Source organism: Pseudoalteromonas sp. SiA1 (assembly GCF_018732205.1).
GTDB classification, from domain to species: Bacteria; Pseudomonadota; Gammaproteobacteria; order Enterobacterales; family Alteromonadaceae; genus Pseudoalteromonas; species Pseudoalteromonas tetraodonis.
The window spans coordinates 495,907-509,126 of sequence record NZ_CP076084.1 but is presented as its reverse complement, the minus strand read 5'-3'; the positions used below and the strand labels follow the sequence as shown (position 1 = coordinate 509,126).

General features: G+C 38.0%; 11 protein-coding genes. 3 read left to right on the top strand and 8 right to left on the bottom strand.

The annotated features are described in order from the left end of the window. Positions 1–7 precede the first annotated feature (7 nt). Complete coding sequence (locus tag KK487_RS02355; RefSeq protein WP_013464037.1) at positions 8–508, bottom strand: hypothetical protein; 501 nt, start codon at positions 506–508, stop codon at positions 8–10. A 117-nt stretch (positions 509–625) separates the two neighbouring features. Here KK487_RS02355 and KK487_RS02350 point away from each other — a divergent pair, with 117 nt between their 5' ends. Continuing rightward, positions 626–1,549 (top strand): manganese-dependent inorganic pyrophosphatase, encoded by a 924-nt coding sequence (locus KK487_RS02350; RefSeq protein WP_215521947.1) that lies wholly within the window; start codon positions 626–628, stop codon positions 1,547–1,549. 552 nt (positions 1,550–2,101) lie between these two features. Here the strand turns inward: KK487_RS02350 and KK487_RS02345 are convergent. Then, positions 2,102–2,473: a GxxExxY protein gene (locus tag KK487_RS02345; RefSeq protein WP_013464035.1), complete on the bottom strand. Its 372-nt coding sequence runs from the start codon at positions 2,471–2,473 to the stop codon at positions 2,102–2,104. A gap of 397 nt (positions 2,474–2,870) precedes the next feature. Between KK487_RS02345 and KK487_RS02340 the strand changes: the two genes are divergently transcribed. Both KK487_RS02340 and KK487_RS02335 read left to right on the top strand, forming a co-directional pair. Continuing rightward, positions 2,871–4,253, top strand: coding sequence for an MBL fold metallo-hydrolase RNA specificity domain-containing protein (locus KK487_RS02340; RefSeq protein ID WP_215521946.1), 1,383 nt, complete (start codon positions 2,871–2,873; stop codon positions 4,251–4,253). 217 nt (positions 4,254–4,470) lie between these two features. Further along, the gene (locus KK487_RS02335; RefSeq protein WP_252190558.1) at positions 4,471–5,766 is read left to right on the top strand and encodes an MFS transporter; all 1,296 of its coding nucleotides are present in this window, start codon (positions 4,471–4,473) and stop codon (positions 5,764–5,766) included. Positions 5,767–6,135: 369 nt separating this feature from the next. On the opposite strand, the gene galU is transcribed toward KK487_RS02335, so the two are convergent. The 6 genes from galU to KK487_RS02305 all read right to left on the bottom strand — a co-directional run bounded on the left by galU (position 6,136) and on the right by KK487_RS02305 (position 13,218). Continuing rightward, a complete protein-coding gene (gene galU / locus KK487_RS02330) occupies positions 6,136–7,020 on the bottom strand; it encodes a UTP--glucose-1-phosphate uridylyltransferase GalU (RefSeq protein ID WP_215521944.1) in 885 nt (294 codons plus the stop codon). 159 nt (positions 7,021–7,179) lie between these two features. Beyond that, positions 7,180–8,253, bottom strand: a complete 1,074-nt coding sequence (gene wecA / locus KK487_RS02325; RefSeq protein WP_215521943.1) for a UDP-N-acetylglucosamine--undecaprenyl-phosphate N-acetylglucosaminephosphotransferase — start codon at positions 8,251–8,253, stop codon at positions 7,180–7,182. A 105-nt stretch (positions 8,254–8,358) separates the two neighbouring features. Beyond that, positions 8,359–9,582 carry a glycosyltransferase family 4 protein gene (locus KK487_RS02320; RefSeq protein ID WP_215521942.1) on the bottom strand — a complete coding sequence of 408 codons (1,224 nt, stop codon included), beginning with the start codon at positions 9,580–9,582 and terminating at the stop codon, positions 8,359–8,361. Between the two features lie 12 nt (positions 9,583–9,594). Next, a complete protein-coding gene (locus KK487_RS02315; protein WP_215521941.1) occupies positions 9,595–10,770 on the bottom strand; it encodes a glycosyltransferase family protein in 1,176 nt (391 codons plus the stop codon). 2 nt (positions 10,771–10,772) lie between these two features. Next, positions 10,773–11,885 carry a glycosyltransferase gene (locus tag KK487_RS02310; RefSeq protein WP_215521940.1) on the bottom strand — a complete coding sequence of 371 codons (1,113 nt, stop codon included), beginning with the start codon at positions 11,883–11,885 and terminating at the stop codon, positions 10,773–10,775. Then, positions 11,878–13,218: an O-antigen polymerase gene (locus KK487_RS02305; protein ID WP_215521939.1), complete on the bottom strand. Its 1,341-nt coding sequence runs from the start codon at positions 13,216–13,218 to the stop codon at positions 11,878–11,880. The genes KK487_RS02310 and KK487_RS02305 overlap by 8 nt, the downstream gene beginning before the upstream one ends. Between the last annotated feature and the right edge of the window lie 2 nt (positions 13,219–13,220).

The window sequence follows — 13,220 nt, the reverse complement described above, 5'->3', positions numbered from 1 at the left end:
AAACTCACTATGAAAAGGTAAAACTAGGAAATAATTGCTTGGCAGTGCTTAAATCAAGCAACATTAGCCGCTGACTGGTTTTCTCGAGAAGATAATACTCACCATTTGCTTTATATAATAAGTACATCCAAGGTAGGGGCTCACCCGCGAGTTCAAACGTCGCTGCCGATAGTGGCTTATTAATATCAAGCGCATCAGGTGTGGCTGTCGTCATTAACGCTGTATTTTGCCATAAATAAACAAGCTCACTAAGTTGCTGCTCTGAACCTTGCCAACTAAGCGGTACCTCCTTGATTAAAGCAGTAGTACGCCAGCTTGTACCAATACGCTCAATTTTTTGGTCGCTAAATTCAAGTGTTAACACAAAGCTTTGCACAGGAAGTAGTGGCTGCAGTTGCGCCTGCGTTTCATCGGATCCAATCTTTTTATGAAGACCATTTAAAAAGAAGATCATAATCAACATAGAAAAAATAATAACATTGTTCCAACCTTTGCGGCTTAATCGCATATGCAGTTCCTAATTTGTATAAGGTTTTCAAGTTTAGCTAAAACTTAATTGCACTGTCTATATGTTAAAAGCTGCATACTTTGCTAGAATATCGGCAAATTTTAAGGAGTTTAGTCAATGTCAATGTATGTAGTGGGCCATAAAATCCCAGATTCAGATTCAATATGTGGTGCAATTGCACTGGCTTATTTAAAAAACCAAATTGATGAGCCGGCAATTCCAACCCGCCTTGGTGAAGTATCACCAGAAACACAGTTTATTTTAGATAAATTTGGCTTCGAAGCACCTGAGCTTAAACTTAGCTACGCTGGCGAAGACGTTTATATTGTAGACCACACAGAAAAAACCCAAGCACCTGATGATATCGACCAAGCTCGCGTTGTTGGCGTGGTAGATCACCATAAGTTAGGTGACCTAACCTCATCAACACCACTTGAGTGCTGGATCCGCCCTGTTGGTTGTTCAAACACCATCATTAAGATGATGTACGATTTTTATAACGTAGAGATTCCAAAAGATATTGCTGGCATTATGCTTTGCGCTATTTTAAGTGACACCGTTATTTTTAAATCGCCAACCTGTACCACTGCCGATATTAAATGTGTTGAAGCCCTTGCTGAAATTGCAGGCATTGAAGACTTTAAAGAACTAGGCATGGACATGTTCCGCGTTAAATCAGCCGTTGAAGGTACGCCTGTACGTGATTTAGTAATGCGTGACTTTAAAGACTTTAACATGAACGGTAACCTTGTTGGCATTGGTCAGTTAGAAGTTATTGACCTTGCAGTATTTGACGAGATTAAAGCTGACCTTGAAACTGACATTGCCAAGCTTAAAGAAGAAGGCGGTCGTCATTCAGTATTTTTACTACTAACCGACATTATGAAAGAAGGCTCACAAATGCTAATTGCATCAGACGATGCCAGCCTAGTTGAGCAAGCCTATGGTGAAAAGCCAGAAGACGGTAAAGTATGGCTAGATGGCGTATTGAGCCGTAAAAAGCAAGTAGTACCACCACTACAAGACGCTTTTAAGAGCTAGGTTCGAGGTTCGAGGTTCGAGGTTCGAGGTTCGAGGTTCGAGGTTCGAGGTTCGAGGTTCGAGGTTCGAGGTTCGAGGTTCGAGAAATTTAAAAACCTTGCGGTTAATATCGCAAGGTTTTTTTATGCTTGTAGGCGGGAGTTTACCCCGCGCAGTGGGTAGGTAAGTTCGCAGCCCACTTTTGAACCACAGAGAACACCGAGGCGCTTCGCGCTACACAGAGTAATACCTTACTGAACGCTGACAGCTACCTGTTTTTATTTTTAATCACTCCCTCTGTGCACTCTGTGACCTCGGTGGTAAATAGTGTTTTAATTTTTTTCACCACAGAGAACACCGAGGCGCTTCGCGCTACACCGAGTAATACTTTACTGAACGCTGACAGCTACCTGTTTTTATTTTTAATCACTTCCTCTGTGCACTCTGTGACCTCGGTGGTAAATAGTGTTTTAATTTTTTGCACAACAGAGAACACTGAGGCGCTTCGCGCTACACCGAGAAGACAGTCAGTTGTAACTTCTTAATCTTGAAGTTATTTAGGAAGTAAAGTAATTAAACTCTGATCCTTTTAATACCGTCAACGAGCTTAACTTCATTAAAATTAACTAGTAGACCTGTTCTTATTCCTGTCAGCTTTAAATACGTCATCAACTGAGCAGAATGAATAGGCCGCAATTTATCAACTGCTTTTAACTCAACAATTAGCTTATCCGGTAACAATATATCAAGTCTATAACCTGTATCGATTGATACATTCTTATATTTTATAGGTAGTTCAGCTTGTGCAATAGCTAGCAGTCCGGATTGATTTAGTTCATACATTAGGCAACTTTCATAACTAGACTCTAATAAACCAGGACCTAAATTTTTATGAACCTCAATGGCGCAACCAATAACTTTATGAGTTAGTAAATCTGTTTCCATTGATATTTTTATCCACTTCCTTGTAATTTATTTTGACAGTATAGTCACTTTCTCGTCTAAAGGATTATTTTGAATCACATTGAAAATCGAAGCACTAAACCGAGAAATCAATTACTGATATCTGACATAATAACTGCTCTTTACCTTTAATCACTTCCTCTTTGTACTCTGTTACCTCTGTGGTAAAAAATCACCAAAAGATGCGGGATGAACCCAGAGCTACAGCTGAACGGCATAAAGCCCCGCCTTCAAAATATTTGAAAAACTCCCATAGGCTCTAGGTTTTTACTAGCAAATCGCACATCGCACATCGCACATCGCACATCGCACATCGCACATCGCACATCGCAAAAAATTACTCTAAACTGGTAAAAAAAACAATAAATAAGGACATAAAATGCACATACTTCACCATGGAGCAGTCAATGGCGTAACAGGCTCATGCCACCAGCTGATAATAAACGACCAAAGCTCTTTTCTAATTGATTGCGGACTATTCCAGGGTGAAGATTCTGTTGATGATCTTAATATTGAATTTAATATAGACACAGTTCGCGCATTAATAGTTACCCATTGCCATATTGATCATGTTGGCCGAATTCCCTATTTGTTAATGGCTGGCTTTAAAGGCCCTATATTTACCTCTGTTGCATCAGCAAGCTTATTGCCTTTAGTCATTGAAGATGCATTAAAAGTGGGCGTTACGCGAGACCAAAAAATAATAGATACCTGCTTAAGGCTGCTTAAACAACAAGTTGTAGCTGTAGACTTTAAAGCCTGGTTTGAGCTTCCTTGCAAAGGTGAACACACAGCGAAAGCCCGACTACAACGAGCAGGGCATATTTTAGGCTCCGCTTTTGTAGAAATAGACATAAGCACGCCTCCTTATAAAGCGAGCAAGATTCATAGAGTGGTTTTTTCTGGTGATTTAGGGGCGCCCTACACGCCTTTACTACCCGCACCTAAAGCGCCCTATAAAGCCGATACCTTAGTGATAGAGTCGACCTATGGTGATAAAAATCACCAAGGCCGCAAGCAGCGTACGCAAACCTTAAAAAACGTGATTGAACGCGCTGTTGCCGACAACGGCATCGTTCTTGTGCCTGCCTTTAGTATTGGCCGCACGCAAGAGCTGTTATACGAACTTGAACAGCTAATTCATGCCTCTACAAAAAATTCACCTTGGCGCACAATACAAGTAATACTCGACTCCCCCATGGCAGCTAACTTTACTCAGCAATACCGAAAATTTAAATATTTATGGGATGAAGAAGCCAAACAAAAAGTAGCCAAAGGTCGTCATCCACTCGACTTTGAAAACCTCACTACAATAAACACCCATAGCGAGCACTTAGCGTTAATAAATTACTTAGCCAGCCGCCAAACACCTGCAATTATTCTAGCTGCAAGCGGTATGTGCACCGGCGGGCGTATAGTTAATTACTTAGAGCGCTTTTTAACCGACAAAACCACCGATGTACTCTTTGTAGGTTACCAAGGGCGCGGTACATTAGGTCGCGACATACAAACCTACGGACCAAAAAATGGCTACGTGTTGATAAATAATACTAGGGTGAATATTAACGCCAAAATACACACTATAAGCGGTTATAGTGCTCATGCAGATCAAGCCGGTCTCATCAAATTTGTAACCGGTATGCGCAAAAAGCCCCACCATATAAAAATAGTTCACGGCGATGATGACGCTAAAAATACACTCGCAGCAAAATACAGAGAAATATTGGGAGATGAGGTGACGGTAGAAATTGGCAAGGGATAGGTTCGAGGTTCGGTGTTAAGCTCTAGGCTCGTAGCTCGCTCCCCGTTGCCCACCGCTCATCGCTCGCAACTCGCTGCCCTTTAAATCCTGTACAAGCAAGTATATTCACGTATCATTTTAAGGCCAGTAAATAAAAGGATACCTCTTGTTTAATCTCCCCCCCACTACAATTGCACTTATTATCGTTTGTAGCGGCTCTATTATTGGACCGCTTGGCATGGCAGGCGTTAATATCGCTATTCCCGACCTTGCTGAAGATTTACACGCAAGCGCAAAAATGATTGCGTGGATGCCCACCTTGTATTTACTCAGTAGCGTTATCTTTATGCTGCCGTGCGGTAAAATAGCAGACAACTATGGTCGCAAACGCGTGTATGCATTTGGTTTAGGCTTAAATGCACTGGCCTCGCTAATGTGTGCGTTAGCAAACTCTATTGAGTGGGTGCTTTTTTGGCGCTTTATACAAGGGGCTGCAGGCGCCATGATTTTTGGTATAGGCGTTGCCATTATCACCTCTGTCACGCCTGATAATAAACGCGGAATGGCACTGGGCATCTCTGCGGCGTGTGTGTACATAGGGCTCAGTGCAGCGCCTGCGGTTGGTGGCTGGCTCACTGAAATATGGGGATGGCGCGCCGTGTTTTACTCGCAAATTCCCCTGATACTTATGCTGCTTATTGCCATTAAACTGTTTTTACATGGCGAATGGAAAAACGATAAAAAATCGCCGTTTGACTGGTGGGGTATGGTTATTTTCTCGCTCTTTGCACTGTGCTTAGTATTAGGGTTAAGTGATTTACCGAATATAGCTGGCTGGCTATTAACCGCACTTTCAATCATTTGTTTAATGCTATTTATTGTTCACCAAAGTCGCAGTCGACGCCCCTTAATTAGAGTACAAATGTTTTTAGAAAGTCGTGTGTTCAGCCTATCGTTGACTACTTCGTTTCTCATGTATGCGAGTAACTTTTCACTGGCCTTTTTGTTAAGTTTGTACCTGCAATATATAAAAGGATTAAGCCCCGCACATGCAGGACAAATAGTATTACTACAAGCGGTTTCAATGGCTATTATGGCGCCCTTAGCAGGTAAGCTTGCCGATAAAATACAACCACGCTTACTAGCCACGCTAGGCTGTGTAATTGTTCTGGTTGGATTTTTCCTGTTATCCCAGCTATCGGTTAGTTCAAGCACCGCTTACATTAGTGGCTCACTGTTATTATTAGGGATTGGGTTTGGCTTATTTTCGACCCCTAACAACAATGCCATTATGGGTGCAGTGGATAAAAGTGAGCTAGGTGTGGCGTCTTCCTCAATGAACTTATCACGCACTATTGGTAATTTATTTGGCATGAGCTTAATCAACTTAATTGTGCATTATTACCTTGGTGACAGCACCTTCTCAGCGCAAAATAGCCACGCACTAATGAGCACCATTTCATTGGCATTTAAAATGTCATTAGGGTTTGTCATGCTGGCAAGTTGTATTTCTGCGCTGCGAGGTCGGGCTTAAAAGGGTGCTAGGTTCGAGCTGCGAGGTTAAAGGTTAAAGGTTAAAGGTTAAAGGTTAAAGGTTCCAGATATTTAAAAACCTTGCGGTTAACATCGCAAGGTTTTTTTATACCTGTAGCAGCGGGTTCATCCCGCGTCGGTATTAGAATTTAGGTTCGAGGCCCGAAGTTCGCAGCCCGTAACTTCCTCTAAAAGCGCTGCGTCTCTTAAACTCTTTGTGCATAAATATTTTAAGATCTTATTCACAAAGAGAAGTGAATGAGGAGTAAATGAGAACATAAAACCATTAGCCCAACTGGTTAATTCGAAGCTCTAGGCTGGAGGCCTGAAGCTCGTCGCTCGTAGCTCGTTACCCGATGCCCGTCGCCCGTTACCCTTTAACCAACTCTTTCATAAATTCAGTAAACTCATCGCCTAAGCTTTTATCGCGCATGCTGTATTCTACAATCGCTTTTAAATAACCGAGTTTATCGCCACAGTCGTGTGAGCGACCACTCATATGAAACGCTTCTACCGTATCAATAGCCAATAATGCATCAATAGCATCTGTTAGCTGTATTTCACCGCCTGCGCCTACATGAGTTTTAGCGAGTAATGGCCAAATATTTTTACTTAAAACATAACGACCAACAACGGCTAAGTTTGAGGGAGCAACATCTGCGGCTGGTTTTTCAACCATTCTTTTAATTGCTGCACTTTCACCAGCAGCAAGCTCTGCACCATTAATATCAGCAATGCCGTACTTACTTACATCTTCAATAGCAACAGGCTCTAACATAATTTGGCTGGCATGGGTTTGCTTAAAGCGTGCGATCATCGCCGCTAAGTTTTCAGTTTTTTGATCTGCCGTATAAGCATCTAAAATTACATCGGGTAAAACCACAACAAAGTCACTATCACCAACTATTGGCTTGGCACATAAAATAGCGTGCCCTAAGCCTTTAGCCTCACCTTGACGTACATGCATAATGGTTACATCAGGCGGACAAATAGAGCGTACTTCTTCAAGTAAAGTACGTTTTACGCGTTTTTCTAACGTGGCTTCTAACTCAAAACTGGTATCAAAATGGTTTTCAATGGCATTTTTAGAGCTATGTGTCACGAGCACAATTTCTTTAATACCCGCCGCCACACATTCATTTACTATGTATTGAATCAGCGGTTTATCAACCAAGGGGAGCATTTCTTTAGGGATTGCCTTAGTCATTGGCAACATACGGGTGCCTAAACCGGCAACAGGAATTACAGCTTTCACAAATAGTCCTTTAATATAAGTGAGTATATTTGCTTACAAAAGTAGCATAGCTAAATATATACAGCCTGAATCAGCTAAAGGTAATAATAAATTATAGGTGCATAATATTACACAAAGTAAAACACCGAGCGACTAACTCCGTATTTTGAAAAAAGCAGATTAGTTTGGTGAAAACTTTTTCTCTGGTAAGTTTAATTTTCGGCGAAAATAATTCATTACAGTGCAATAATTTATTAAAAATATAAGATACACAGTAAAAATAGCAATAAAACCATAAAACATAACAAACTCAGGTACTAATAATATTTCACCAACAATCCCCACCGCGGCGAAAACCGAGGCAATAAAGCAAATTAGAGTTAATGTTTGTAGTGATGAAAAGCCTAAGCGTTGACAAATATGATGTAAATGCTCACGATCTGGCTTAAAAGGAGATTTACCATGTTTCACACGGCGCACCATAATTGCAACCATATCCATTAACGGCACTGCAATTAACCATAAAGCGGTAACAGGGCGAATCATCGGGTTGCCTGCAGTTTGGCTTGCACCTATAAGTAACCAAATAACAGTAAACCCAATCATCATACTACCAGCATCGCCCATAAACACTTTACGTTTGTGACCAACAAAACCTAAGTTTAATAGTATGTAAGGCACCATACATACTACCAGTAACAAACATAAGTAGCTGAGGCTTTGCTCTCCGGCTAATAAAAGTAATATACCAATACTTGCAAAAGTCACTATTGATAAGCCACCTAATAGGCCATCAATACCATCAACCATGTTAAATGCATTAATACAGCCAATAACAGCAAGTACAGTTACCACACCACCAAATAGTCCTAGCTCAATAGCGCCAAAACCAAGTAAATTTCCCAATGTATGTAGTTCTGCATTAGCAAAGTAAATCATCGCTACAGATATTAACGCTTGCACTAACATGCGTATTTTTACGCTTAAATCAAAACGGTCGTCTAATGCGCCTACAGCTGTTAACCCGCAAATACAGAGCATGTATAAGTTTGCATGGTTAATCATGTTAGGATGTGTATAAATATAATTTACTATCGTTATACAAATAGCCACACCACCAACTAATGGTACGTTACCCGTATGCATTTTTCTGCCCGAAGGCTTATCTACAAGGCCTACTCTACGAGCTACTTTACGCATTAAGAATAAGATTGCAAAGGCTATAAAAAAAGTAAAGAGTAGATCTAAAAACATAAATTATCCATGCTGTATTTCAGCGTTAATATTGGTATTAAGTAAAGGCTTAGTTGGCTATAAAGCTATTCATTTTCGCTATTTAGTTATAGTAAACAGGTAAACCTAGCTTTTAAGTCTGCTGAAAATTTTTTCCATGAGCATTGCATTACTACTTCGGCTAAACTCTGTGGCGCAACGAAAGCTAGCAGAGCTCAGGTCATTATATAACTCTTTATCTGAATAAAGCTGTAATAATGCATTTTTAATTTGCGTGTCATTTTCACTGTCAACAACTAGGCCTGAGCCTGTTCTTTTAATTATCTCCGTTGCTTCGCCCTCTGGCACGCTCATTATAGTAGGAATTCCCATTCCCATACACTCAAAAATTTTAGAAGGTATAACAGTTCTAAATAAGTCGTTATTAACCAAAGGCACTAATGAAACATCACATAACGACCAAATCCTTGGCATCATCTCTTTTGATTGGCGGTCGATCAGTACAACATTTGAAAGTTTTTTCTTAGCTACTAGCTCTTCTACTTTCTTCCGTGTGGCTCCCCCTCCGGCAAATATAAACCTGATGTTATCATTTTCTTTTAATTGCTCAGCAACATTAACTATTGTTTCTAATCCATGAGCCATTCCATGAGTACCAACATATCCTGCTACAAATTTACCTTTTAAATTATATTTAAGAGACAGTTCGTTATCTTTTTCTTTTGCAGGCTTATAATTAGTTAAGTCCACACCATTCAAGACTACTTCTATTTTATTGCTATCCACCCCTCGCTCTACAAGTTCCTCTTTAAATGCATTTGTTACAGAGATGATAGAATCTGCACGTTTATATAAAAACAATTCTAGTCGTTCAAGCATTCTAATAGCAAAACTATCCTTCATCGCACCAACGGCTGTAATTGATGCGGGCCAGATATCTCTTAACTCAAAGACAAAAGGTTTAAACCTAACTGCAGATATGGCCCAAGCACTAACTGCTGTAAAAAACTGTGGCGAAGTACCAACAATTATATCTGGCTTTTTAACAAACAAGCCTGCAATAAAACTCATAAACATGAATGATATAAAATCTAAAATTCTTTTTATAAAACCCTCATTAGCTGTTATGTAAGTTTTAACCCTTCGTACTTCTATACCATCTAAATTAGACTTTGAGTACCAATTGTTTTTATAGCCATCAAAAACCTTACCCTCAGGAAAATTAGGGGCACCTGTTATTACAGTAACCTTATGGCCAAGCTTTACCCATTCCCTTGCATGCTCATAGGTTCTTGTTGCGGGGGCATTTCCTTCCGGCGGAAAGTTATCGGTTAAAAATAAAATATGCATAATGAACTACAACTAAGAATTAATAAGCTTAATAATTTGAGAAGCTACTGCTGCTGGAGAATACTGTTGAAGAACTTGAACAGTATTATGACTTTCTACTAGTTGCTTTAGATTAATAAGTTCAGATTTATTTTTAAAAACAACACACCTTTTTGACTCCAATATAAAAGAAGTCACTGCATCATTCATATCTTGCACTAAAGCTAAAATAGGTAATTTGGTTCCAAAATAGTCATATAACTTGCCCGGTATTTGAGAAGAGCCGGCGGCATTACCCAAATACAAAAGAGCATGTGATCTTTTAAAAACCTCATAAACCTCTTGAAGACTCACTTCACCGAAGTAAGTTACAGCCTTATAATCATTTATAATTTTTTCTTGCTCGGGTGAAATTCGCCCAAAAATATCAAGTTCAATTCTTAATGAGTTGGCAGCATTGTATGAATCTATTGCTTTAATTATGGGTATAATGTCTCTTCCTTTTAGTACCCCTGTATATGCAATCCTAAAAATATCATTAGTTACTACAGTATGTTCAACCGTTTTAAAAAAATTTCGAGGTATAAACTTTATTTTTTCAGCAAAATCAGGATTTTGCAATGATACCTTTTGTGCTGTTGGTAATGATACGTAACCGATAAAATTAGCCGATTTAAGTAGTTTTTTTTCATAAATTGAGGCACGAAGTTTCAGAAAGTTATTTTTAATACCTACATCATCTGCCCATGGATCGCCCCATATTTGTAACCATTTAATAGGGTATGTTCTTACTATTTTTGATGCGACAAAGTGGGATGTTTTAGTATCAGAAGAACTAATAATCAAATCATAATTTTTATAGTTTTTTGGGGTAACAGTAGAGATCCATTTTTTATCTATACCGGGAAAATAAATAACATTTTTAACAAATCGCTTTAACTTTGAAAACATATTTTCCTTTTTAACCCCTGCACCTTTATAAATAGAGGGAATAAAAGAAGAAATATAGCCTGCATTTAATTCAATAATGTTTACATCTTCATTAACAGAAGAGACTAGATAAGGATCAAGTACTACGCTCGGATACTCTATTGTTAAAACAGATACTGAACATCCCAACTCTTTTAAGCCATTAACCAAAGCAACGTTTCGTATTGAAGCAGAACAAGACTTTTTTCTAAACAGGCTAGCAACATATAAAACCCTCATAACTATTTCAATACCTCTTCATATAATTTAAGTAACTTGGGCTCGTCAGTTAGTTCCCAGTTGTACGTATTACAAATAAAACCAGCACCTTCTGTAGAAAGAGCTTTATAGTTATCATCGTCAAGCCATGCTTGCGCAATTTTTTTAGCTATTTGTAAGTTAAGGCTGCTTGGTGTAACAAAAAAACCTGCATTTATACTACCTAACAATGATTGCCACTTATCAAAATTAGTCGCTATAAAAGGCGTGCCAAGCATCATATATTCAAAAAGCTTATTTGGAGAAGTCTCACGATAATCAGCTACATCATCTAGAAGAATTAACCCATAGTGACTACCTTTTACTATTTCAAATGCCTCACTCTGAGCTAACGTTCCTTTATAAATCACATTAGAAGTTTTACTAACTAGCTCTAAAAGTTTCTCATTTGTCAGGGAGTTAATAGCGGGGCCTATTAGAGTTAGCTCTGTTGGATGAACTTCATTCATCAACGAACACAAGCGCAACATATGGCTTAAGCCTCTATCCTCACTAATTCCACCTACATAAACCAGACGTAATACGTCTTTCTCAAGTGACTTATTGAGAAGAGAATGCCTCTTAGGTAGTATTGGTGAATTACCTATTAAGCAAGAGCGCTTATAATCTTTTTTCTGTTCTTCTTGTGTCACAATAGTTGCATTAAAAAGATGAGAGCAAGCCTTTTCACCATAAAAGACCATATTTGCAATAGTTGCTCTTATTAAACTCGGTATCCACTTTCGTAGAAGTATTTTTTTTCGAAAATTTTCATGAGTATCATAAATAACTTTCCTACCAAATAACTTTAAAACAATACCAACAGGCAGTGTATCTGGGTTATGAATATGATAAACGTCTGCACTTTCTTTTAAAGCCATGTAAATAATTTTAGGTATATGAAGAAATCTTAAGAACCTATTAGAATAATCTAAAGCAGTTATCTTGACCCCTTTGGTACTTTTAGCATAAATCATATCTGCTCTGCATATGACCGATACCTTGAAACCACGATTAACAAGACTGGTAAACTGTTTTTTGAAAATCCTAATATCAGATGTGTTATGAACTGGAGATACAATACATACTTTATGCATTTTTAGAGAAACCTTTATTATTTTTAAAAGAGATATACATAATAAAGAGCAGAGGTAGCCAGTAAGCAATTCGGCCTAAGATAATTGACTTAAGCTCGAATGAGCTAAGTAGTCCCATATAGAAAAACGCAGTCCATGTCAAAATACATAAATAATAAATACACGCTCGAGTTCTGAAAAAATTGTCAGTTTTGCTGCATACCACACCAAAAAGCGCACTGACGAATAAAGAGCCAGGTAGACCCAACTGATAGTAACCATAAGATATTATATCTACAATGATGCCTGTTCCAGCTGGAGGTGAAAAATAGGCGGTGTGTAATTTAGTAGTATTTATTGAGTTATTCCAAATGTCTTTTTCAATCCCCCCAGGTAAAAGTTCAACAAAAGAAATTAGTATATCTTTAAAGATGTATACCCCTCCACCCTCAAATACAAACTCATTAACTTTTAGTAAGTTTACATATATATGTGACAGCTCCATAACTAATTTAAGTCCAATCCTAGAGTTACTATCAGTAAAGCTGCCTTCTCCACCGCTAAGGACTGTAAATATTTCATTACCAAAAAGCGCTAATGCAAGACCTAATAGAATAAAGGGGCTTAATGTGATAACAGAGAATTTATTTTTTATAGATAAGAAAGTTAAAAAGAAAACACCAAAAAAAACTACTATATTTGCACGACCAGCATTAATTAAGAGAAACAAAACAGAAGCAGCAAAAAATATGATGAATACTAAAAAATCAAACCTTCGGCGAAACCTAAACCAAATGGCCCAAGATAAAATAGCAGCAGGTTGAATTAATGGGTAAATATATCTCAAAAAAGTATAACTTGATGTTGCGCCATCATGTCTTCTAATGAGATTAGCGCTTACAATTGCTTCCACTATTCCACCAAAACTATTAACATATATTAATAAAGCCACTAGACTCATGGTACCAATGCCCCAAGTTAATAACTTTATTTGTTTATCTATATTAAATTCAACTGAAATATTTTTTACGTGTTTTTTATTAAAAATAAAATAAAAACATAAAAAACTGATATAACTAAATAAAATGATTAATGATGTCAAAAACGGACCATCTTTTGAAAAGTCGGTAATTTGAATGTGTGTCGGTAAATAATATAATGATATTGTAAAGTAAGGGAATACCAACTGGTATAGGATAGGTATTAACCCTAAATACATACCAAATAAAGCATTAATTAAAAACAATATATCAAATATTCTTTTTTGTGTTTTATATCTATATATTTCAACTAAAATCGAAATAAGAATAATTAAAACATGAATTAAAATTGAGAGCTGTTGTAGTAATTCCATTT